16 protein-coding genes are annotated in these 24,360 nt (G+C 55.1%); 12 read left to right on the forward strand and 4 right to left on the reverse strand.

Annotated elements, in window-relative coordinates; all coding sequences use genetic code 11:
* Positions 1 to 87 precede the first annotated feature (87 nt).
* The 9 genes from AC1RKG_RS05965 (at position 88) to AC1RKG_RS06005 (ending at position 13,704) form a co-directional block, all read left to right on the forward strand.
* The gene (locus tag AC1RKG_RS05965) at positions 88 to 3,663 is read left to right on the forward strand and encodes a DNA translocase FtsK 4TM domain-containing protein (protein ID WP_493182353.1); all 3,576 of its coding nucleotides are present in this window, start codon (positions 88 to 90) and stop codon (positions 3,661 to 3,663) included.
* A gap of 346 nt (positions 3,664 to 4,009) precedes the next feature.
* Entirely contained in the window at positions 4,010 to 4,621 is a 612-nt protein-coding gene (lolA, locus tag AC1RKG_RS05970) for an outer membrane lipoprotein periplasmic chaperone LolA (RefSeq protein ID WP_020826114.1), read from the forward strand.
* 7 nt (positions 4,622 to 4,628) lie between these two features.
* Complete coding sequence (locus AC1RKG_RS05975) at positions 4,629 to 5,972, forward strand: replication-associated recombination protein A (RefSeq protein WP_493182355.1); 1,344 nt, start codon at positions 4,629 to 4,631, stop codon at positions 5,970 to 5,972.
* Positions 5,973 to 6,081: 109 nt separating this feature from the next.
* Positions 6,082 to 7,374 (forward strand): serine--tRNA ligase, encoded by a 1,293-nt coding sequence (gene serS / locus AC1RKG_RS05980; RefSeq protein WP_020826116.1) that lies wholly within the window; start codon positions 6,082 to 6,084, stop codon positions 7,372 to 7,374.
* Positions 7,375 to 7,644: 270 nt separating this feature from the next.
* Positions 7,645 to 10,098 (forward strand): selenate/tellurate reductase subunit YnfE, encoded by a 2,454-nt coding sequence (ynfE, locus tag AC1RKG_RS05985; protein WP_493182356.1) that lies wholly within the window; start codon positions 7,645 to 7,647, stop codon positions 10,096 to 10,098.
* Positions 10,099 to 10,235: 137 nt separating this feature from the next.
* A complete protein-coding gene (locus AC1RKG_RS05990) occupies positions 10,236 to 10,853 on the forward strand; it encodes a DMSO/selenate family reductase complex B subunit (RefSeq protein WP_046374000.1) in 618 nt (205 codons plus the stop codon).
* 1 nt (position 10,854) lies between these two features.
* Positions 10,855 to 11,715 carry a dimethyl sulfoxide reductase anchor subunit family protein gene (locus tag AC1RKG_RS05995; RefSeq protein ID WP_493182358.1) on the forward strand — a complete coding sequence of 287 codons (861 nt, stop codon included), beginning with the start codon at positions 10,855 to 10,857 and terminating at the stop codon, positions 11,713 to 11,715.
* A 52-nt stretch (positions 11,716 to 11,767) separates the two neighbouring features.
* A complete protein-coding gene (dmsD, locus tag AC1RKG_RS06000; protein WP_187962605.1) occupies positions 11,768 to 12,385 on the forward strand; it encodes a Tat proofreading chaperone DmsD in 618 nt (205 codons plus the stop codon).
* A gap of 173 nt (positions 12,386 to 12,558) precedes the next feature.
* Entirely contained in the window at positions 12,559 to 13,704 is a 1,146-nt protein-coding gene (locus AC1RKG_RS06005; protein ID WP_122078121.1) for an MFS transporter, read from the forward strand.
* 53 nt (positions 13,705 to 13,757) lie between these two features.
* On the opposite strand, the gene pflA is transcribed toward AC1RKG_RS06005, so the two are convergent.
* The 4 genes from pflA to ycaO all read right to left on the reverse strand — a co-directional run bounded on the left by pflA (position 13,758) and on the right by ycaO (position 20,217).
* Entirely contained in the window at positions 13,758 to 14,498 is a 741-nt protein-coding gene (gene pflA, locus AC1RKG_RS06010) for a pyruvate formate lyase 1-activating protein (RefSeq protein ID WP_020826121.1), read from the reverse strand.
* A gap of 304 nt (positions 14,499 to 14,802) precedes the next feature.
* Positions 14,803 to 17,085, reverse strand: a complete 2,283-nt coding sequence (pflB, locus tag AC1RKG_RS06015; protein ID WP_493182361.1) for a formate C-acetyltransferase — start codon at positions 17,083 to 17,085, stop codon at positions 14,803 to 14,805.
* A gap of 54 nt (positions 17,086 to 17,139) precedes the next feature.
* On the reverse strand, positions 17,140 to 18,000 hold the full coding sequence (gene focA, locus AC1RKG_RS06020; protein WP_020826123.1) for a formate transporter FocA: 861 nt from the start codon (positions 17,998 to 18,000) through the stop codon (positions 17,140 to 17,142).
* A gap of 453 nt (positions 18,001 to 18,453) precedes the next feature.
* Positions 18,454 to 20,217: a 30S ribosomal protein S12 methylthiotransferase accessory factor YcaO gene (gene ycaO / locus AC1RKG_RS06025; protein ID WP_128864115.1), complete on the reverse strand. Its 1,764-nt coding sequence runs from the start codon at positions 20,215 to 20,217 to the stop codon at positions 18,454 to 18,456.
* Between the two features lie 148 nt (positions 20,218 to 20,365).
* Here ycaO and ansB point away from each other — a divergent pair, with 148 nt between their 5' ends.
* From ansB to aroA, 3 genes are all read left to right on the forward strand, one after another.
* The gene (gene ansB / locus AC1RKG_RS06030) at positions 20,366 to 21,412 is read left to right on the forward strand and encodes an L-asparaginase 2 (protein WP_020826125.1); all 1,047 of its coding nucleotides are present in this window, start codon (positions 20,366 to 20,368) and stop codon (positions 21,410 to 21,412) included.
* Positions 21,413 to 21,694: 282 nt separating this feature from the next.
* The gene (gene serC, locus AC1RKG_RS06035) at positions 21,695 to 22,780 is read left to right on the forward strand and encodes a 3-phosphoserine/phosphohydroxythreonine transaminase (RefSeq protein WP_020826127.1); all 1,086 of its coding nucleotides are present in this window, start codon (positions 21,695 to 21,697) and stop codon (positions 22,778 to 22,780) included.
* Positions 22,781 to 22,893: 113 nt separating this feature from the next.
* A complete protein-coding gene (gene aroA, locus AC1RKG_RS06040; RefSeq protein WP_142815555.1) occupies positions 22,894 to 24,180 on the forward strand; it encodes a 3-phosphoshikimate 1-carboxyvinyltransferase in 1,287 nt (428 codons plus the stop codon).
* Positions 24,181 to 24,360: the final 180 nt, after the last annotated feature.

Below are 24,360 nucleotides of genomic sequence, written 5' to 3' on the forward strand. Positions count from 1 at the left end.
ACTCCTGTTTATCCATACAGTTTCAGCGCCGGGGAAGCTTCTCGGCGCTGTTGCTATGTCAGCTAACAGGAACCTGGAGAGCCTTTCTTGAGCCAGGAATATACAGAAGATAAAGAAGTTACCTTGAGAAAACTCAGCAGCGGTCGCCGTTTGCTCGAAGCTGTGTTGATTGTGGTAGCCATATTTGCCATTTACCTCATGGCTGCCTTGGTCAGTTTCAATCCCTCTGACCCAAGCTGGTCGCAGACCGCGTGGCATGAGCCTATTCATAATCTGGGCGGTGGCGTCGGGGCCTGGTTGGCCGACACGCTGTTCTTCACCTTCGGGGTACTCGCCTATGCGATACCGCCGATCATGCTGGTGTTGTGCTGGGCGGCTTATCGTCAGCGCGGCAGCGGCGAATACATCGATTACTTTGCGCTTTCACTGCGCCTGATCGGCACATTGGCGCTGGTGCTCACTTCGTGTGGCCTGGCGGCACTGAACGTCGACGATCTCTATTACTTTGCCTCCGGCGGCGTTATCGGCAGTTTGCTGAGCAACGCCATGCTCCCCTGGTTCAACGGCATTGGCGCAACCTTGGCGCTGCTTTGCGTTTGGGCGGCGGGCCTTACGCTGTTTACCGGCTGGTCATGGCTGGTAATTGCCGAGAGGATCGGCGGCGTGGTGCTGGGGACGGCCACCTTTATGACCAACCGTTCGCGCCGTGACGATCGTTATCACGACGATGACGACCGTTATGTCGAAGATCAGCCAGAATCGGCAGAGAAAGGAGCAGCGCTTGCTGCGGCCTCGACGGCGGCTGTGGCCAACGCGGCGGAAGACGACGTCTTGTTCTCAGCGCCTTCGGTGACGGAAACCGCCAAAATTGCGGCGGAAGAGGCTGAGGATCCATTGCTCAGCGGCCTGCGGGCGAATGACGACGAAGATGCCGATGTCGCGCCTGTCGCGCCAGCGGTGGCTCGTGAACCTGTTACCGCAGCCCCGGTTGTGGCACAGGCGCCGTCGGTTACGGTAGCTCCAACGGCTCCGGCCTCGGTGAACCAGAGTCCGATGAGTACGCCAGCGGAAAACAGTGCTCCACCGCTGTATTCATTTGAAATTCCTGAAGAGACGCCGACGCCGAAGGTAACGCGTCCGGCCGATCCTTACCAGGATGATGACGAACCGCGTATGGGGAACTGGGACGCGCCGGCAGCATCACCGTCGCACGATCGTTCTCCGTTTGATTTCTCCGCCGCTCAACGCGATAGCGCTGACGTCAGTGCTCCGGCCGGTTTCAGTGCCGGTGAGCCAGCAGTGCCATCGTTCGGCAGCGTGAAACCTCAGGCGCAGGCTGCAGCAACGGCAGCTGCCGGCGCTGTTGCCGCCAATACCTTTATGCCGGCCTTTACGGCCACCAGCGACGCTAACTCGCAGGTCAAACAAGGCCTGGGGCCTGAGTTGCCGCGTCCGAATCCGGTGCGCATCCCAACCCGACGTGAACTGGCTTCTTACGGCATCAAGCTGCCTTCGCAGCGCATGGCCGAACAGGAACAGCGTAACCGTGGGGACGACGAGCCATTGCCGAATGCCAATGCTCTTCCGTCAGATCAAGACGATGAAGCTTTGCAGGAAGCGGCGCTGCGTCAGGCGTTTGCCGAGCAGCAAAACCAACGTTATGGCGAGGAGTACGCGCAGGATAACCAGGATGATGAGGCTGCTCTGCAAGAGGCCGAACTGCGTCAGGCGTTTGCCGAACAGCAGAATCAGCGCTATGGGCAGCAAGAGGCTGCGCCTTCGGTACAGCCAACTACGCCAGTAGATACTCGTAATGCGTTCGGCTTCTCGCCGATGGATGATTTGGTTGACGATGGCCCGGTTGAGCCATTGTTCACTCTGTCGCCACAGCTTGAAGATCGCATTGAGCAACAAAGCGAACGCGAGGATGATGTGCCTTTCGGCCAGTTTGAGCCAGCCGCGCCGGCTTATGCGCCGCCAACGCAACCTCAGACTCCGCCGGCACAAGCATATCAGCCTGCTCAACCTGCTTATCAGCAACCGGCAGCGCAACAGCAACCACCGGCCTATCAGCAGCCTGTAGCGCAACCTGCGCCGACGGCCCCGCAGCAGCCGGCAATGGACAGCCTGATCCACCCGTTCCTGATGCGCAACGATATGCCGTTGCAAAAACCGACCACGCCTCTACCGACGCTTGATCTGCTGACCGAAGCGCCGAAAGAGGTTGAGCCGGTGGATTCCTTCGCGTTGGAACAGAAGGCGCGTTTGGTCGAAGCCAGCCTGGCCGATTATCGGGTGAAAGCCGATGTGGTAGACATTTTGCCAGGCCCGGTCATTACCCGTTTCGAACTGGATCTGGCGCCGGGCGTTAAAGCAGCGCGTATTTCCAACCTGTCGCGTGACCTGGCGCGTTCACTGTCAACTTCCGCGGTGCGTGTGGTTGAAGTGATCCCCGGCAAGCCCTACGTCGGCCTGGAATTGCCTAACGTTAAACGTCAGACGGTTTATCTCCGAGAAGTGCTGGATTGCCCGGCATTCCGCGATAATCCATCGCCGTTGGCGATCGTTCTGGGTAAAGACATCTCCGGCGAGCCGGTGGTGGCCGACTTGGCGAAAATGCCACACCTGCTGGTGGCGGGGACCACCGGTTCCGGTAAATCGGTTGGGGTCAATGCCATGATCCTGAGCATTCTGTATAAGGCCACGCCGAAAGAAGTGCGCTTTATCATGATTGACCCGAAAATGCTGGAGCTGTCGGTCTATGAAGGTATTCCGCACCTGCTGACGGACGTGGTTACCGACATGAAAGACGCCGCCAATGCCTTGCGTTGGTGCGTCGCCGAGATGGAGCGTCGCTACAAGCTGATGTCTGCGCTCGGCGTGCGTAACCTGGCAGGTTACAACGAACGTGTCGATCAGGCCGAGGCGATGGGACGTCCAATCCCGGATCCGTTCTGGAAACCGACCGACAGCATGGACATCACGCCGCCGGTTCTGGAGAAAGAGCCTTACATCGTGGTGATGGTCGACGAGTTCGCTGACCTGATCATGACGGTTGGTAAAAAGGTTGAGGAGCTGATTGCTCGTCTGGCGCAGAAAGCGCGTGCGGCGGGTATCCACCTGGTGCTGGCAACACAGCGTCCTTCGGTGGATGTGATCACCGGCCTGATCAAGGCCAACATCCCGACCCGTATCGCCTTTACCGTGTCGAGCAAGATTGACTCGCGCACTATCCTCGATCAGGGCGGTGCTGAATCGCTGCTGGGGATGGGCGACATGTTGTATCTGGCCCCTAACTCCTCCATTCCGGTCCGTGTACATGGTGCATTTGTGCGCGATCAGGAAGTGCATGCGGTAGTTAAGGATTGGAAAGCGCGTGAGCGACCTCAATATAAAGAGGGTATCCTCAACGGCGGTGAGGACGGTGAGGGTGGTGCTGGCGGCGGTCTGGAAGGTGATGAAGAGCTGGATCCGCTGTTTGACCAGGCGGTGGAGTTTGTGGTGGATAAACGCCGCGCCTCCATTTCCGGCGTACAGCGTCAGTTCCGTATCGGCTATAACCGTGCCGCGCGCATCATCGAACAGATGGAAGCGCAGGGCATTGTCAGCGAGCAGGGGCACAACGGCAACCGCGAGGTGCTGGCACCGCCACGGCATGACTGATGAAGCTTTAGTCGTTGTTATTTAATAATAAAGGGCCGCTTAGCGGCCCTTTAGACTGATGACAAACACCCGAAAAACGTGGTTTTCGGATGTTTGGGATAAACCTGAAGACATAATCCTTTGTTTTATTAGTGCATAAAACCTAACTTTTGAGTACAGAGGACTTTGTCAGCACTCTGAAGGGCCGCTTGGCGGCCCTTGTGCAAAGAAGCGTAAACCCTCGGCTTCTCAGAACATTGGCCTATCTGCCTGCGGATAGCTTCGGGTAGAGTAAGGGTGTTAAGGGTTAATTTGACCCGCACGGCACCGCCTTGCGGTAAACGCATTTCATAAGGTATCTGGAATAATGAAAAAACTGTTAGTTGCCTGTTGTCTGCTTTCGGGATTCGCTTCCACCTCTGTGCTGGCCGACGCTGCGCAGGATTTGCAAAGTCGCCTGGCGAAAGTGAACAGTTTCCACGCCAGCTTCGCCCAGACCGTGACCAGCAGCGATGGTGCTGCGGTACAGCAGGGGGAAGGTGAACTCTGGGTGAAACGTCCGAACCTGTTTAATTGGCATATGACCTCGCCGGACGAGAGCGTGCTGGTGTCGGATGGCCAAACCTTATGGTTCTACAATCCTTTTGTTGAGCAAGTCACCGCGACCTGGTTGAAAAATGCGACCGGCAATACGCCATTTATGCTGATTACCCGCAATAACGCCAACGACTGGAAACAGTACAACGTTAAGCAGAAAGGCGATGATTTTGAGCTGACGCCAAAATCCAGCAGCGGCAACCTGAAGCAGTTCGCCATTACCGTGACCAACAGCGGCACCATCCGCAGTTTTGCTGCGGTTGAGCAGGATGGTCAGCGCAGTTCTTACGCGCTGAAAAGTCAGCAGAACGTTGCGGCTGATGCCAGCAAATTCAAATTTACCCCGCCGAAGGGGGTGACGCTGGACGACCAGCGCCAGTGAGGTCTGCGTGAGTAACATGTCGCTCGATTTTTCCCAGAATGAGTTCCAGCCATTGGCCGCGCGGATGCGGCCAACCACGCTGGCGCAATACATCGGCCAGCAACACCTGCTGGCTGCCGGTAAGCCTTTGCCGCGCGCCATCGAGGCGGGGCAACTGCATTCGATGATTCTGTGGGGGCCGCCGGGCACCGGGAAAACGACGCTGGCGGAGCTGATCGGCCGCTACGGCCAGGCGGACGTCGAGCGAATTTCCGCCGTGACATCGGGCATCAAAGAAATCCGTGAGGCGATTGAGCGGGCACGACAGAATCGTGACGCCGGTCGTCGCACCATTTTGTTTGTCGATGAAGTACACCGTTTCAACAAAAGCCAGCAGGATGCCTTTCTGCCGCACATTGAAGACGGCACCATTACCTTTATCGGCGCGACAACCGAAAACCCGTCCTTTGAGCTTAACTCGGCGCTGTTGTCCCGCGCCCGCGTGTATTTGCTGAAAGCGTTGACGGCAGAAGATATCAGCCAGGTGCTTGATCAGGCGATGCTGGACAACAGCCGGGGGTTTGGCGGCCAGAATATCGAGCTGCCGGAAGAGACCCGCCGCATGCTGTCGGAACTGGTGGGCGGCGATGCGCGCCGGGCGTTGAACAGCCTGGAGATGATGGCGGACATGGCGGAGATCGACGCCAAAGGCATTCGCGTGCTGACGCCGGAATTACTGAAAGAAGTCTCCGGCGAACGCAGCGCGCGCTTCGACAATAAAGGCGACCGTTTTTACGATCTTATTTCGGCGCTGCATAAATCGGTGCGAGGTTCCGCCCCGGATGCTGCGCTGTACTGGTATGCGCGTATTATTACCGCCGGAGGCGATCCGCTGTATGTGGCGCGCCGGCTGCTGGCCATTGCTTCGGAAGATGTCGGCAATGCCGATCCGCGCGGTATGCAGGTGGCGATCGCCGCCTGGGACTGCTTTACCCGCGTTGGTCCGGCCGAAGGTGAACGTGCGATTGCTCAAGCGATCGTTTACCTGGCCTGCGCGCCAAAAAGTAATGCCGTTTATACCGCCTTCAAAGCGGCGATGCGCGATGCTAAAGAGCGGGCGGATTATGATGTGCCCGAACATCTGCGCAATGCGCCAACCAAGCTGATGAAGGAAATGGGGCTGGGTGCAGAGTATCGTTACGCTCACGACGAACCCAATGCCTATGCCGCCGGCGAGGACTATTTTCCAGCTGAAATGGCCAAGACGCGTTACTATCATCCAACCTCACGCGGGCTGGAAGGTAAAATCGGCGAAAAGCTGGCATGGCTGGCTGAGCAGGATCAAAATAGCCAGACAAAACGCTACCGCTAGCGTTGCCGTTGCGGTAAGGTTAGCGGGTACCACTCTTCCTTTATGCGGCTTTTAAACAGCCGCATAAAACAACAAATTTTCTTTCAATAACAATAAGCACAGGATTAGCATGCTCGATCCCAATCTGCTGCGTAATGAGCTAGACGCAGTCGCCGTCAAACTGGCTCGCCGAGGCTTTAAACTCGATCTGGATCTGCTGCGTTCTCAAGAAGAGCGTCGCAAAGTTCTGCAGGTAGAAACTGAAATGCTGCAGGCAGAACGTAACTCCCGATCGAAATCCATCGGCGCGGCTAAAGCGCGCGGGGAAGACATTGAGCCGCTGCGTCGCGAAGTCAACGAGCTGGGTGACAAGCTGGATATTGCCAAGGCCGCTCTGGATCAGTTGCAGACTGAAATCCGCGATTATGCGTTGGCGATCCCGAACCTGCCGGATGATGCAGTGCCGGATGGCAAAGACGACAGCGATAACCAGGAAGTCAGCCGCTGGGGCGAGCCGCGCCAGTATGATTTCCAGGTACGCGATCACGTGGATCTGGGCGAAATGGCCGGTGGTCTGGACTTCGCCGCCGCCGTAAAACTGACCGGTTCACGCTTTGTGGTGATGAAAGGGCAAATCGCCCGCATGCACCGTGCGTTATCCCAGTTCATGCTGGATCTGCATACCGAACAGCACGGCTACCAGGAAACCTACGTGCCTTACCTGGTTAACCACGCCACGTTGTACGGTACCGGCCAGTTGCCGAAGTTTGGTGAAGATCTGTTCCACACCAAACCGCTGGAAGAGGAATCCGACAGCAGCAACTACGCGCTGATCCCAACTGCAGAAGTGCCGTTGACCAACCTGGTACGCGACGAGATCCTGGAAGAAGAATCACTGCCGCTGAAGATGACCGCGCATACGCCATGTTTCCGTGCCGAAGCCGGTTCTTATGGTCGCGATACCCGCGGTCTGATCCGCATGCACCAGTTTGACAAGGTCGAGATGGTGCAAATCGTCCGTCCGGAAGACTCCATGGCTACGCTGGAAGAGCTGACCGGTCATGCGGAGAAAGTGCTGCAGCTGCTGAACCTGCCGTACCGTAAAATGTTGCTGTGTACCGGCGACATGGGGGCAGGCTCATGCAAGACCTACGATCTGGAAGTGTGGCTGCCGGCGCAGAACACTTACCGTGAAATCTCATCTTGTTCCAACATGTGGGATTACCAGGCACGCCGCATGCAGGCTCGCTGCCGTAGCAAAACCGAGAAGAAGCCGCGCCTGGTGCATACGCTGAACGGTTCTGGTCTGGCAGTCGGCCGTACGCTGGTTGCCGTGCTGGAAAACTACCAGCTGGCCGATGGCCGTGTTCAGGTGCCGGAAGTATTACGTCCGTATATGGGCGGCCTGGAATATATCGGCTAACTTATTGCCTGTTCTATGAAAAGCGCCTGCGGGCGCTTTTTTTATAAGAAAATTATTATCCTTTTGTTCGAAAGGACTTTTTCTTTCATCTCCTTCCCCCGCTTTATTGATAGCAGACAAAGTTCACTACCCACTTCTGAGTAATATCCCTGTATAGAGGAGGGTTTTTACTCAAGCTCATCAGCAGACATCAGTTCTGTCTCCTCTGCTCGCCGCCTTGAGTCAAAGGCATGACGTTTATCAATACCAGGGTAAAACGTGGAGTGAGTTATGTCGGAAAACAAAGAAAACAGCCAAGTGTCTGCAGGCGTCAGCCGTCGCACCTTGGTAAAGTCCGGCAGTATCGTCGGGCTGGCTATGGCCGTGGGGGGTATAGCCTTACCGTTTAGTCGCCGCGCATTGGCGGATTCAATCAGCGAAGGTGTGCAAAAAAACGCGCAGGATAAAGTGGTTTGGGGGGCTTGCTCGGTCAACTGCGGTAGCCGCTGCGCCTTGCGTTTGCACGTGCGTGATAACGAAGTCTATTGGGTCGAAACCGATAACACCGGGCTGGACGCATATGGCGACCACCAGGTTCGGGCCTGTTTGCGTGGCCGTTCTATTCGCCGCCGCATGAATCATCCCGATCGTCTGAATTACCCGATGAAACGCGTTGGCAAGCGGGGTGAAGGCAAGTTCAAGCGCATCAGTTGGGAAGAAGCTTTTGATAGCATTGCCGACAACCTAAAACGCATCGTCGAACAGTACGGTAACGAAGCGGTATATATCAATTACACCTCGGGCATCGTCGGCGGCAACATTACCCGTTCGTCACCGAATGCGTCGCTGGTCGCTCGGCTGATGAACTGCTATGGCGGTTACCTCAGCCAGTACGGCACCTACAGCACAGCGCAAATCGCCTGCGCCATGCCCTATACCTATGGCAGCAACGAAGGCAACAGCACGTCTGACATCGAAAACAGCAAGCTGGTGGTGATGTTCGGTAACAACCCGGCGGAAACGCGGATGAGCGGCGGCGGCATTACCTATTATCTGGAGCAGGCGCGTGAACGTTCTCATGCGCGCATGATCGTTATCGATCCTCGTTACACCGATACGGCCGCCGGACGTGAGGACGAATGGATCCCTATTCGTCCCGGCACGGATGCGGCATTGATTGCCGGGCTGGCGCATGTATTGATCAGCGAACAGTTGGTCGACCAACCGTTTCTGGATCGGTATTGCATCGGCTATGACGAAAAAACCTTGCCAGCCGATGCGCCGGTAAATGGGCATTATAAGGCTTACATTCTTGGGCAAGGTGAAGACGGCGTTGAAAAAACGCCGCAGTGGGCGGCGAAAATTACCGGCATTCCGGCCGAACGTATTATCAAACTGGCGCGGGAAATAGGCACGGCGAAACCAGCCTACATCTGCCAGGGCTGGGGGCCACAGCGACAGGCCAATGGCGAACTGACCTCGCGTGCAATCGCCATGCTGCCTATCCTGACCGGCAATGTTGGCATCAATGGCGGCAACAGCGGGGCGCGTGAATCAACCTACACCATTACCATTGAGCGGATGCCGGTATTGGCAAACCCGGTCAAAGCGCAAATCTCCTGTTTTAGCTGGACCGATGCCATCGTGCGCGGTCCGGAGATGACCGCCAAACGCGACGGGGTTCGTGGGCAGGACAAACTGAATGTGCCGATCAAGTTCATCTGGAACTATGCCGGTAACACCATCACCAACCAGCATTCCGACATCAACAAAACCCACGATATTTTGCAGGACGAATCCCAGTGCGAAATGATCGTGGTGCTCGAAAACTTTATGACCTCGTCGGCCAAATATGCCGACATTTTACTGCCGGATCTGATGACCGTCGAACAGGAAGACATTATTCCCAACGACTATGCCGGCAACATGGGGTACCTGATCTTTATCCAGCCTGCAACCCCCGCCAAATTTGAACGCAAGGGCATCTATGAGGTGCTGAGTGAAGTGGCGCGTCGGCTGGGGCCAGAGGTGCATCAGAAGTTCACCGAAGGGCGTACCCAGGCGCAATGGCTGCAACATTTGTACGCCAAAATGCAGGACAGGGATCCGCTGTTGCCGGGTTATGAAGAGTTGCGCAGTATGGGGATTTATAAGCGCAAAGATCCCAATGGGCATTTTGTCGCCTACAAAAAATTCCGCCAGGATCCCGAAGCGAATCCATTAAAAACGCCGTCCGGCAAAATAGAAATCTATTCCTCCAGGCTGGCTGAGATAGCCGACAGCTGGCAGTTGGAAAAAGATGAAACCATCAGCCCGTTGCCAATTTACGCCTCTACTTTTGAAGGTTGGGACGATCCTCTGCGCAACACTTACCCATTGCAAATGTTTGGCTTCCATTACAAGGCCCGTACCCACTCGACCTACGGCAACATCGATGTGTTGCAGGCGGCCTGTCGTCAGGAGGTGTGGATCAACCCACTGGACGCCCAGTCGCGCGGCATTATCGGCGGCGACAAGGTGCGGGTATTTAATGGGCGTGGCGAAGTGCGTGTCGAAGCCAAAGTGACGCCGCGGATCATGCCTGGCGTTGTCGCGATGGGGCAGGGAGCCTGGCATCAGGCCGATATGCGCGGTGACCGTGTCGACCATGGTGCCTGTATGAATACCCTGACCACCCACCGGCCTTCGCCGTTGGCCAAGGGTAATCCGCAGCATACCAACCTGATTCAAATCGAAAAGGTATAACCCTGCGTACTTGAAGCCGCATCTTTGTTGGCCGCCTGCGCTTACCCCAGTCACGTACTACCTGTACGCATCCTGGGGATGCGCTTAGTTGCCGCCGCGATGCAACTCCAACTACCTCGGGTGTAAGGGAGGACCAAATGACTCAGCAATATGGATTCTTTATCGATTCAAGTCGTTGCACTGGCTGCAAAACCTGCGAACTGGCCTGCAAAGACTATAAAAATTTGACGCCGGACGTCAGTTTCCGCCGCATCTATGAATATGCCGGAGGAGATTGGTTCCAGGATGGCGACGGCTGGCAACAAAATGTATTCGCTTATTATTTGTCGATTGCCTGCAACCACTGTGAAGATCCCGCCTGCACCAAAGTGTGTCCGACCGGCGCGATGCACAAGCGGGAAGACGGCTTTGTGGTGGTGAATGAAGAGGTGTGTATCGGCTGTCGCTACTGCCATATGGCCTGCCCATACGGCGCACCGCAGTACAATTCGACCAAGGGCCACATGACCAAGTGCGATGGCTGTTATAAGCGGGTAGCCGAAGGCCATAAACCTATCTGCGTGGAATCTTGTCCACTGCGGGCCCTGGATTTTGGCCCGATTGAGCAACTGCGGCAGCAGCATGGTTCTCTGGCGCAGGTGGCCCCCTTGCCGGCGGCGCATTTTACCCGACCGTGCCTGGTGGTAAAACCCAATGCCAACAGCCGCCCAAGTGGCGACACCACTGGCTATTTGGCCAATCCAAAGGAGGTTTGATATGGGCATGGGATGGCAAGAATGGCCGCTGATGTTGTTTACCGTATTGGGACAATGTGTGGTAGGAGGGGTTATCGTCATGGGGCTCGCCATAATTGGCGGTAACCTGAACGAACAGCAGCGCAGGGCAGTTCACCGCGCGATGTTCTTCCTGTGGTTGTTGATGGGCATCGCTTTCATGGCTTCCACGCTGCACCTCGGTTCGCCGTGGCGGGCGTTCAACTCGTTGAACCGCATTGGCGCTTCGGCATTGAGTAACGAAATAGCCGCTGGCGCCTTGTTCTTCGCCGTCGGCGGTTGTTATTGGCTGTTGGCGGTATTGGGCAAAATACCGCCGTTATTGGGGCGCGTGTGGTTGTGGGTGACCATGGCACTGGGCCTGGTCTTTGTTTACATGATGACGCGGGTATATCAAATCGATACGGTGCCAACCTGGCATAACGGTTACACTACGCTGAGCTTTTTCCTGACGGTACCGATCGGGGGGCCAATGCTGGGCGTTTTGTTGCTGCGTTTTGCGGGGCTGGATGTTACAACCCGGCATTCACTGGCTACTCTGGGCGTGGTGGCGCTGTTGGTTAGTCTGGGGACCGTTATGATGCAAGGCTACGAACTGGCCAGCATCAGCAGTTCGGTACAGCAGGCATCAGCGCTTATCCCACAGTACGGGCAATTAATGGTTGGGCGTTTGGTGCTGGTGGTGCTGGGGTTCGGCTGCTGGATCTGCCCGCTGTTGCGCCGTGGTAACGCTAGCGTGATGGGAATGGCTTTAGGTTTGATTCTGGTTATCGCCGGTGAGCTGGTTGGGCGGGGCGTGTTCTACGGCCTGCATATGACCGTCGGCATGGCGGTGGCCGGTTAATATTGTAGTGAGGCGCAGTGATAAACTGCGCCCTTAAAAGGATCCTTGATTTATGACGCTTGAAAATATCGCTTTAACGGGGCGGGTGCTGGGTGTGTTGCTGTACGCGCCGCCAGAAAGTGAAGACGGCCAACAGCTGTTGGCAACCCTGTCTGAATCTGAGTGGGTCAAAGAGTGGCCGTATGGCGATGCTGATCGGTTACAGACGGCGGCTGCGCTGATTGCGACCGGTATTGAAGATCAACAGGATGAATCCCTGGCGGAAGCTTACCAACGTCTGTTTGTGGGGCCTGATACCTTACCGGCGCCATTATGGGGTTCGGTGTATCTGGACAAAGAGAACGTGCTGTTTGGTCATTCGACCCTGCGGTTGCGCAAGTGGTTACGGGCCAACGGCATTGAAGCTCAGCACGATCGCAATGAGCCGGAAGATCATATTGGCACTTTGCTGATGATGGTGGCGTGGCTGGCCGAAGAACGTCAGGGCGGGTTGGTCGAGCAACTACTGACGAAACATTTGTTGCCATGGGCACCACGCTATCTGGAACTGCTGGAAGCCAATGCGCAGCATCCTTTCTATCAGGGACTGGCGCAATTAGCGCAAATCACCCTGGGTGCCTGGGGCGCGGAATGTACGACTGAAGTTGAATCTTTAGAACTGTATTTCTGATAAAAAATGAATGGCCGTCAGGTGCCTAAAATTGCAGGCGCCGGCGGTCACTCCGCCGTTAAATAGGCCGCGTAATACAAATTGTGCGGTATACATATAAGAGCTGATTGACTTTTTTATCGCCAGTGGCATGATGCGCGCACTCTCATTGCGCGTTCGGTTTCAATCTCACTATGTCCGCATACTCCCGCCCAGTGCTCCTGCTGCTCTGTGGCTTGTTGCTGCTCACGGTCTCTATCGCCGTATTGAATACGCTAGTCCCTCTTTGGTTGACTCATGCTCAGTTGTCAACCTGGCAGGTAGGAATGGTAAGTTCCTCTTACTTTACCGGCAATCTGGTCGGCACGCTGATTGCGGGCAAACTCATCCAGCGCATTGGTTTTACCCGCAGCTATCATCTTGCCTGTGTGGTATTCGCCGTGGCGACTGCCGGTATGGCATTGTCGCTCGATTTTTGGAGTTGGATGGGCTGGCGTTTCTTTGCCGGCATCGGCTGTGCCTGGATCTGGGTGATCGTCGAAAGTGCCTTGCTGCGGAGCGGTAATCTGTCTAACCGTGGGCAATTGCTGGCGGCTTATATGATGGTTTATTACCTGGGTACGGTTGTCGGCCAACTGTTGTTGAGCATGGTATCGACCGAACTGTTGAATGTGGTGCCATGGGTCACGGCCATCGTGCTCAGTGCCACGCTGCCGATGCTGTTTGCACGGGTTAACAGTCGGCACGACGAACCCCAACAGGCTGCGGTTTGGCCAATGTTGAAGCGCCGTAGCGCGCGGTTGGGGATTAATGGCTGTGTCATTTCCGGCATTGTACTCGGCTCGCTATACGGCCTGATGCCGCTGTACCTGTCCCATCAGGGCATGAGTGATGCCAACGTGGGTTACTGGATGGCATTGCTGGTCAGCTCAGGCATTGTCGGGCAATGGCCGGTCGGGCGTCTGGCAGACCGCTATGGTCGTTTGCTGGTGCTGCGCATTCAGGTGTTTGTGGTGATCCTTGCCAGCATCGCCATGCTTGGCAACTATGCGATGGCACCGGCGTTGTTTATTCTCGGTTGTGCCGGGTTCACCTTATATCCGGTGGCGATGTCCTGGGCTTGTGAAAAGGCGTTGCCGCATGAGCTGGTGGCGATGAACCAGGCATTGTTGATGAGCTATACCATTGGCAGTCTGCTTGGCCCGTCGATGACGGCGCTGCTGATGCAAAATTATTCCGACCGCCTGTTGTTTGTGATGATTGCCGCCGTTGCCCTGGTCTATCTGATGATGCTGCTGAGAAAGCCGGATCGTCACCACACTCCGTTGGCTGCCGCCTGAGCATAAAAAACCCGGCCATCGTGTGCCGGGTTTTTTTGTTGTAGCTAACGGGCTCAGTAAATGACTTTGTGGCCGTAGCTTTCCAGAATGCTTTTCACGCGATCCATGGTTTCCGCTTTCGGCGGATGGACGCCGTCCAGCTTGTACTCTTCACCCATCGCCACCCATTTGTGCTTACCCAGTTCGTGATAGGGCAGCAGTTCGATTTTCTCGATGTTGGTCATGTCTTTGGTGAACTCACCCAGCATATGCGTCGACTTGTCATCGTCTGACCAGCCCGGCACTACCACATAACGGATCCAGGTGCGTTGATTACGTTTCGCCAGATAGCGGGCGAAATCCAGCGTGCGGTGGTTGGAAACGCCGACCAGGTTCTGGTGAATGTCGTCGTTCATCTGTTTGAGATCCAGCATCACCAAATCGGTGGCATCCAGCAGCTCATCGATCACCGGATCGTAGCGGCGCACAAAACCGTTGGTGTCCAGACAGGTATTGATCCCTTCTTCATGGCAGGCGCGGAACCAATCGCGGACGAATTCTGCCTGCAGTATGGCTTCACCACCGGAGGCCGTTACGCCACCGCCGGAGGCATTCATAAAGTGACGATAAGAGACGGCATCTTTCATCAACTCTTCAACGGTCACTTCTTTCCCGCCGTGGGTATCCCAGGTGTCACGGTTATGGCAATACAGGCAGCGCATCAGGCAGCCCTGGAAGAAGACGATAAAGCGGATCCCCGGACCGTCTACGGTGCCACAGGATTCGAAGGAGTGGATGCGACCTTTCACTGACATTGCGGGGTTTTCTCCAATATTGACTGTCAAACGCAGTCTAAAAGTAGGCTCATAACCGCCAGCCAGGGATCAGCGATGCAGCAACCGGGCAAGGCCCGACGACTGGGGTGAAACGATGCCTGTTGGCCGGTTATTACGCCGGATAACTGTTTTGCCGGATATCCACCAATTCCATTCAGTATAGCTATCTGGCAAAACAGACTCTGAGTGAGTCAGGGTAGTGCATTTGCTAAAAAGGCCGGAAAGATCCGGCCCCGAATTTCAGCTTGACTACCGGGCGGGAAACCCCGCCCGGATGGGGCAATTACATCGACTGAGTGAAAGTACGAGTAATGACGTCTTGCTGTTGTTCTTTGGTCAGCGAGTTGAAGCGAACGGCATAACCGGATACGCGGATGGTCAGCTGAGGGTATTTCTCAGGGTTTTCCATCGCGTCCAGCAGCATTTCACGGTTCATCACGTTAACGTTCAGGTGTTGACCACCTTCGATAGACGCTTCGTGGTGGAAGTAACCGTCCATCAGACCCGCCAGGTTGGCTTTACGCACGTCGTCGTCTTTACCCAGCGCGTTTGGCACGATGGAGAAGGTGTAGGAGATCCCGTCCTTCGCGTAAGCAAACGGCAGTTTGGCTACGGAGGTCAGGGAGGCTACAGCACCTTTCTGGTCGCGACCGTGCATTGGGTTAGCACCTGGACCGAATGGCGCGCCAGCGCGGCGACCGTCTGGAGTGTTACCGGTTTTCTTGCCGTAGACCACGTTAGAAGTGATGGTCAGTACGGACTGAGTCGGTACCGCATTACGGTAGGTACGCAGTTTCTGAATTTTCTTCATGAAACGTTCTACCAGGTCACAGGCGATGTCATCAACGCGAGCATCGTTGTTACCGAACTGCGGATATTCACCTTCGATTTTGAAGTCGATAGCCAGACCGTCTTCGTCACGGATGGTGGAGACTTTAGCGTACTTGATGGCGGACAGGGAGTCAGCCGCAACCGACAGACCAGCGATGCCGCAGGCCATGGTGCGATAAACGTCACGGTCATGCAGTGCCATCAGTGCAGCTTCATAGCTGTACTTATCGTGCATGTAGTGAATGATGTTCAGCGCGGTCACGTACTGTTTGGCCAGCCAATCCATAAAGTGGTCCATGCGTTCCATGACTTTGTCATAGTCCAGCACGGTGTCCATCATTGGCGCTTCTTTCGGGCCTACCTGCATTTTCAGTTTTTCATCAACGCCGCCGTTGATAGCGTACAACATGGTTTTCGCCAGGTTGGCACGGGCACCGAAGAACTGCATTTGTTTACCGACAATCATCGGGCTGACGCAACAGGCGATGGCATAGTCATCGTTGTTGAAGTCTGGGCGCATCAGGTCGTCATTTTCATACTGTACGGAAGAGGTGTCGATAGACACTTTCGCCGCGTATTTTTTGAAGTTCAGAGGCAGTTTTTCAGACCACAGGATGGTCATGTTCGGTTCCGGAGACGGCCCCATGGTGTACAGGGTGTTCAGGAAGCGGAAGCTGTTTTTGGTTACCAGAGTACGGCCGTCAACGCCCATACCTGCCAGGGACTCGGTCGCCCAGATTGGGTCACCGGAGAACAGCTCATCATACTCAGGGGTACGCAGGAAGCGCACCATACGCAGTTTCATTACCAGGTGGTCAATCAGTTCCTGCGCTTGTTCTTCAGTCAGTTTGCCTGCATCGATGTCGCGTTGAATGAACACGTCAAGGAAGGTAGACACGCGGCCAAAGGACATTGCTGCGCCGTTCTGAGATTTCACCGCGGCCAGGTAGCCGAAGTAAGTCCACTGTACAGCTTCTTGTGCGGTGGTAGCAGGACCAGAGATATCGCAGCCGTATTTGGCAGCCATTTCTTTGATCTGACTCAGAGCGCGATGCTGTTCAGCAATTTCTTCACGCAGCTGGATGGTCATTTCCAGATCTTCGCCGTTTTCCAGCTTGGTCTGCAGTGACTTGAACTGGTTCAGTTTGTCGGCCATCAGGAAATCGATGCCGTACAGGGCTACGCGGCGGTAGTCACCGATGATACGACCACGGCCGTATGCATCTGGCAGACCAGTCAGCACGCCGGATTTACGGCAGTTCAGGATGTCTTTGGTGTAAACATCGAATACGCCCTGGTTGTGGGTTTTGCGGTATTCGGTGAACACTTTTTTCAGCTGTGGATCCAGTTCGCGGCCATAGACCTTACAAGAACCTTCGACCATTTTGATGCCGCCGAATGGGATCAGCGCGCGTTTCAGAGGGGCGTCAGTCTGCAGACCTACGATGGTTTCCAGCTCTTTAGCGATGTAGCCAGCGTCATGGGAAGTGATGGTCGCGGCAACGTTGGTGTCGAAATCAACTGGCGCATGGGTGCGGTTTTCCAGTTTGATCCCTTCCATAACCTTTTCCCACAGGGTGGAGGTGGCCTGAGTTGCGCCAGCCAGGAAGGATTCATCACCCTCGTAAGGAGTGTAGTTTTTCTGGATGAAGTCACGAACGTTGACTTCGTTCTGCCAGTCACCTTTGCTGAAACCTTCCCAAGCTTTGGCTAACTTCTCGTTAAGTTCGGTCATTATACACCTACCTTTAATTGTGGAGTTCTAACTCGGCGCGCGATAACTAACAGCTTAGTGCTGTTGTTCACCACCGCGCAGATAAATTACCCAGTAAGTCAACCCAACCAGTAAACCGCCGCCAATGATGTTGCCAATGGTGACTGGGATCAGATTGTCGATGATAAAGTTGCTTACGGTCAGATGAGCAAACTGCTCGGGTGCTGCCCCTATGGCTTGCCAGAATTCCGGCGTGGCGAAGTTTTTAACCACGATACCCATAGGGATCATAAACATGTTGGCGATGCTGTGTTCGAAACCGCTGGCGACGAACATGCCGACCGGCAGGATCATGGCGAACATTTTGTCCATCAGGCTGCGGCCTGAGTAACTCATCCACACGGCCAGGCAAACCATCAGGTTAGCCAGGATGCCGAGGCAGACGGCCTCAACAAAGGTGTGATGCAGCTTGTGGTCAGCGGTTTGCAGGACGTTCAGTCCCCATTGGCCGTTGGCCACCATGTGTTCGCCGGAGAACCAGATGAGCGCGACGAAGAACAGGGCGCCGATCAGGTTGCCGATATAGACATTTAGCCAGTTGGCAGCCAACTGGTACCAGCTGATGCGGCCGCTGGCTTTGGCGATGACAATCAGCACGGTGGAAGTGAACAGGTCGGCGCCTGAAACCACGACCAGCATTAACCCCAGAGAGAAGCAGATGCCGCCGACCAGTTTTGCCAGGCCGAAAGGCACACCGGCAGTGCCGGTAGTCGCAGTGATATAAAATACGAATGCGATTGAAATAAAGACGCCGGCAGTGATCGCCAAATAAAACGTTTTCAGCGGGTGCTTGGTGGCTTTATACACACCTGCATCTTCAGCGATTTTCGCCGTTGCTGCAGGTAATATCAGATCGAAGGGGTTGTCAGCTTTCACACTAACTCTCGCTTTTAAGGGTTAAAACAACGCAATGAGATACTAGCAAAGCAGTATAGGGTAAAAATTGATTTGGATCATAAGGCGGGAAACTAAAACGGCCAAAAACCAGATAAATCGCAAGGTTTATTTGGTTAATTTATTGATTTTTAAAGAAAAACATTTTTTTAATGTTTGCAAATAATTTTGAATTTGCGACCGCGCCAACCTTGAATAGGTTAAATTTTAGCGCATTTTGTCACTTTCAGAGCGGCAAGGTTTAATTATCGGTTAATTATTATTTTACCGGTCCGTAACAACTGCTGTTTTATTTATCTTGTTTACCGTTAAGTGCGTAATTAGGCAAAAAAATAAAACAAAAAAAACGGCTATTTAACCGTCAAATAATTCTTAGTTATTTTTTCTATCTTGGTGTTGCGCCGGCAGAAGGCCGCCGGCGCACAGATACTGAGATTATGCCTGCGCCCAATGGCGACGCTTGGCGGTCTGCAGTTTTTCATAGGCCGCTAGCAGCGCCTGATGTGCCGGTAAGGCTTTCAGATCGCTATCGACAGCGAACAGGCCGTTAAAGCGTTCTTCACCGCTGATGGCCGCAGAGGCGGCATCCACTGTTTCCTGGCCGTACATTTTCACGAAGGCGGAATAGTATTGTGCCGGATCGCGTTCAGGCTCCTGCGTCAGCAGCAGCAGGGTTTGCAAACAACGGTAGTAGTTGCTGCGCGCCGGGCTCAACACGGAAGAGTTGAAGTCCTGCGTCCATTCGGCCCAGATCAGCGCCTGATCCAGATCGCCGCCGGCCAGCGCCAGCATTGACTTCAACTCGCCGATACGCAGGGTAGACCAGGCGTTGTCTTTGCCGGAAGCAATCCCCAGCAGCTCGCGCACGCGGGTGAAGTCGTCCAGGCCTTCGTCGTCCAGGCGCTCTAACAGCGCCAGATACTCTTGCGGCTCCCACTCGCTGCCCGGCAGCGCCAGCAACGTATCGCGCAGGTGCGCCCCCATGCTGTTGTTGGCCAGCAGCAGGTCTTCCGCCGGGTAGATGTCGGACATGCCCGGCACGATGATGCGACAGGCGTAGACATCCAAATGTTCATAGTCGGCGATATACACTTCAGCGCCTTCTTTGTCGAAGATGCTCATCAACGTCGCGAATTCTTCCTGCGTGCTGCCGCTGAAGCTCCAGTCGACAAACGGGTAATCCGCGTCCTGCTTGAACATATCCCAGGAGATCAAACCGCTGGAGTCGATAAAGTGGGTTTCCAGGTTAGTGTGCTCCGCCACTTCTTCGTCGTCGAAGGTCGGTGCGGTGAACACGTCCAGATCTTTCAGGCTACGGCCCTGCAGCAGCTCAGTGACGGTACGCTCAAGCGCCACGCCGAAATCAGGATGGGCACCGAACGAGGCAAAACAGGTGCCGTTAGCCGGGTTAAACAGCACCACGCAGATCACCGGATAATTACCGCCCAGCGACGCGTCGTAAGACAGGATCGGGAAGCCTTCTTCTTCAAGCTTGGCGATAGCTTCTACCACGCCAGGATAGCGGTTCAGTACCTCGGCCGGGATCTCTGGCAGGCTGATGGATTCGGCGATGATGCGATTTTTCACATAACGCTCAAACACTTCGGACAGGCCTTGTACGCGCGCTTCGTTGGCGGTATTACCCGCGGACATGCCGTTGGACACGTACAGGTTACCGATGATGTTCATCGGAATGTAAACGGTCTGCTGGTCTGACTGGCGAGAGAACGGTAGGGCGCAAATGCCGCGATCGCCATTACCGGACTGCAGATCGATCAGATCGCTTGCGTTGACTTCCTGATCCGGATTGTAGAAAGCATGCAGACGCTCATCGAGAATACCGGCCGGCAACGAGTCATCGGCTGGGATCGGGAACCACTTCTCGTTCGGGTAATGCACGAAGTCACCTTCGGCAATCTGTTTCCCCAGATAGAAGTCGGCAAAGAAGTAGTTGGTGGAAAGGCGTTCGAAGTATTCGCCCAAAGCGGAGGCCAGAGCAGCTTTTTTGCTGGCGCCTTTGCCGTTGGTGAAGCACAGCGGGCAATCGCGATCGCGGATATGAACCGACCATACATGAGGTACCGGATTCAGCCAGGAGGCCTCTTCGATATTAAAACCCAGGTCGCTTAATTTCTGTTGGAAACGGGCGATAGAGTCTTCCAGCGCGGCGTCTTTGCCAGGGATAAAAGTTTGCGTCATTGTCTTCACTTTTTGAGCGTACTAAAAACGCGCAATGATACGGGGTTTTACGCTCAAGCTCCATGTATTCCTAAAGCGGTGGCAAAGTCACAGTTTTTTTAGGGATAAGGGCCATAATTCAGCGGGTTATCTATCATGGAGAAACTCAATGAAATCAGTGAAACTCAGCGCCGTGGCGCTACTGTTGGCGGGGGCGAGCGGTTCGGCGTTGGCTTTGCCTACCATTACCTTGTTGGCGACCGGCGGCACCATTGCCGGCGGTGGCGAATCGGCGACGAAATCCAACTATACGGCGGGGAAACTGGGCGTTGACGCTTTAGTGAGTGCTGTGCCTGAGCTAAAAAACCTCGCCAACGTGCAGGGCGAGCAGGTGGTGAACATCGGGTCGCAGGACATGAACGATGAGGTGTGGCTGAAGCTGGCGAAGAAAATCAACGCCGACTGCGCCAAAACTGACGGCTTTGTCGTTACCCACGGCACAGATACGCTGGAAGAGACCGCCTATTTTCTGGATCTCACGGTCAAATGTGACAAACCGGTGGTGATCGTCGGGGCAATGCGCCCGGCAACGGCGATGAGCGCTGATGGTCCGTTCAATCTGTATAACGCAGTGGTGACGGCGGCAGATCCGCAATCGGCGAAACGCGGGGTGTTGGTGGCGATGAACGACAGCGTGTTGGATGCACGCGATGTGACAAAAACCAATACTACGTCGGTGCAGACTTTCCAGTCGCCTAACTTCGGCCCGCTTGGTTACATCCACAACGGCAAGGTTGATTACCAGCGTGCGCCGCAGCGCAAGCACACCACCGAGACCCCGTTTGACGTGTCTAACCTGACAGCGTTGCCGAAGGTGGGCATTATCTACAATTACGCCAATGCTTCCGATGCCCCTGCGAAGGCTTTGATCGCCGAAGGGTATCAAGGCATCGTCAGTGCCGGGGTCGGTAACGGCAACCTTTATAAAACGGTGTTCGATACGCTGGCGACGGCCGCACATAACGGTGTCGCCGTGGTGCGTTCTTCCAGAGTGCCCACTGGCTCCACCACCGAAGACGCTGAAGTGGATGACGCGAAGTTCGGCTTTGTCGCCTCCGGTACGCTGAACCCGCAGAAGGCGCGGATCCTGCTTCAACTGGCGTTGACGCAGACCAAGGACGCCAAACAGATCCAGCAGATGTTCAATCAATACTGAGTGCATTTTCCTCATTCGGGGGCCCTGGAGCCCCCTAGCCATGTTGGCTGAATACAGCATAAAAAACCGCGTTAACCCACTGAATTGGCCACCTTCACAGCGTTTTATTGCAGAAAATACCGGTGATTTGGCAGAGCCTGTTATCGTCACGTTCAAGGCTTTCCCGGCATCGGGCGAATAACCATTGCAGGCGGGGGGCGTGAGTGATAAAACCGATGGGTTACTTCGGGCGTATTTCGGTAGGCCAGTATCATTGGCGAATAGTGAATGTGGTGAGGGGAAATGACTCAGGTTTATAATTTTAGCTCTGGCCCGGCAATGCTGCCGGTTGAAGTGTTGCGTCGTGCAGAACAGGAGCTGTGCAACTGGCACGGCCTCGGTACCTCGGTGATGGAAATTAGCCATCGCAGTAAAGAGTTCATCGAAGTTGCCCAGCAGTCCGAGCAGGATCTGCGCGATCTGCTGAAGATCCCCTCCAATTATAAAGTGCTGTTCTGCCACGGTGGCGCTCGCGCACAGTTTGCTGCGTTGCCGTTGAACCTGCTGGGTGACAAAACCACCGCGGACTATATCGACGGCGGTTATTGGGCGCACAGCGCCATCACCGAAGCGCAAAAATACTGCTCGCCAAACACCATTGACGTGAAAACCAACGTCGACGGCCTGCTCGGCATCAAACCGATGAAAGAGTGGCAGTTAAGCGATGACGCGGCCTATGTGCACTATTGCCCGAATGAAACCATCGACGGTGTAGCGATCGATGAGTTACCTGACTTTGGCGATAAAGTGGTGATTGGCGATTACTCCTCCACCATTCTGTCGGGTCCGCTGGACGTCAGCCGTTTCGGCGTAATTTACGCCGGGGCGCAGAAAAACATTGGGCCGGCCGGCCTGACCCTGGTGATCGTGCGTGAAGATCTGCTGGGCAAAGCGCGTCGCGAAGTCCCGTCCATCCTCGATTACACCGTGCTGGCCGAAAACGATTCCATGTTCAACACACCGCCGACCTTTGCCTGGTACCTGTCCGGCCTGGTGTTCAAATGGCTGAAAGAGCAGGGCGGCCTGGTAGAGATGCACAAACGCAACCAGGCCAAGGCCGAATTGCTGTACGCGACCATCGACAGCTCTGACTTCTACCGTAGCCGGGTGGCGCATGCCAACCGCTCCTGGATGAACGTGCCGTTCCAACTGGCGGATTCTGCGCTGGATAAAGTCTTCCTCAGCGAAGCAGAAGCCATTGGCCTGCAGGCGTTAAAAGGTCACCGGGTGGTTGGCGGCATGCGTGCTTCTATTTACAATGCAATGCCGTTGGCCGGGGTGAAGACCTTAACCGACTTTATGGTCGACTTCGAACGTCGTCACGGTTAAGTCCGGCGCCTGCCGTGAGCAGGTAGCCTTCGCTGTTGTCCTTTTGCGTTAAAGCGGCTCCGGCATTATCCCGGGGCCGTTTCGTTTATCAGATTTTGGAGATTTTTGTTCACATGGTGGATTCCCTGACGTTACAACCGGTTGCCTTGGTCAATGGCACCGTCAACTTACCTGGCTCCAAGAGCGTGTCCAACCGTGCTCTGCTGCTGGCTGCGCTGGCGGAGGGGACGACGACGCTGACCAATCTGCTGGACAGCGATGACGTGCGCCATATGCTGAATGCGCTACAGGCATTAGGGGTGAGTTACCAACTGTCAGACGATCGTACCACCTGTACAGTCGAAGGTGTTGCCGGCCCGCTGGTGGCTAATCAACCGCTTGAGCTGTTCCTCGGCAATGCCGGCACCGCGATGCGCCCTTTGGCGGCTGCGCTGTGCCTGGGCAGCAATGATGTGGTGTTGACCGGCGAACCACGGATGAAAGAGCGCCCAATCGGTCATCTGGTGGATGCCCTGCGTCAGGGGGGCGCGCAGATTGATTATCTGGAGCAGACCGATTACCCGCCATTGCGCCTGCGCGGTGGCTTCCAGGGCGGTGATGTGACCGTGGACGGCAGCGTATCCAGTCAGTTTCTTACCGCATTGCTGATGACGGCACCGCTGGCCAAACAGGACACCCATATCCATATCAAGGGCGAGCTGGTTTCCAAGCCGTACATTGATATCACCCTGCATCTGATGCGCACTTTCGGCGTTGAAGTCAGCCACGACAACTATCGCGTGTTCCACATTAGCGGTAGCCAAACCTATCGCTCACCGGGTGATTATCTGGTGGAAGGGGATGCCTCTTCCGCGTCTTATTTCCTGGCGGCGGCGGCGATTAAAGGCGGTACTGTCCGCGTTACCGGCATTGGTAGAAAAAGCGTTCAGGGCGACACCAAGTTTGCCGACGTGCTGGAAAAAATGGGTGCACGTATTACCTGGGGCGATGACTATATTGAATGCAGCCGCGGTGAACTGCGCGGTATCGACATGGACATGAACCATATTCCTGATGCGGCAATGACCATCGCAACCGCAGCCCTGTTTGCCGAAGGCCCGACCACCATCCGCAACATCTACAACTGGCGGGTTAAAGAGACCGATCGCCTGGCGGCGATGGCGACGGAGCTGCGTAAAGTGGGGGCTGAGGTGGATGAAGGGGAAGACTACATTCACGTAGTGCCACCGGCCAAGCTGAAATTTGCCGATATCGGCACCTATAATGACCACCGTATGGCGATGTGCTTCTCGCTGGTGGCGTTATCGGACACCCCAGTGACCATTCTCGATCCGAAATGTACCGCGAAAACCTTCCCGGATTACTTCGAACAGCTGGCGCGCATCAGTCAATTGGCATAATTCCACAGTCAGATGCTTTTTTTTAAGGCCCTTAATTGGGCCTTTATCGTTTTTAACGCCCGCAGGCTGCGGGCGTCCACTATACTTTTGCGCGGACGTACGCTTATTTTCAACAACCAGACAGTTCCAGGGTAACAGTTAGTCGTTTGGCAGCGTATAATACGCCACCGTGACTGCCCC

The organism is Serratia sp. GW822-FHT06D09, assembly GCF_058799515.1.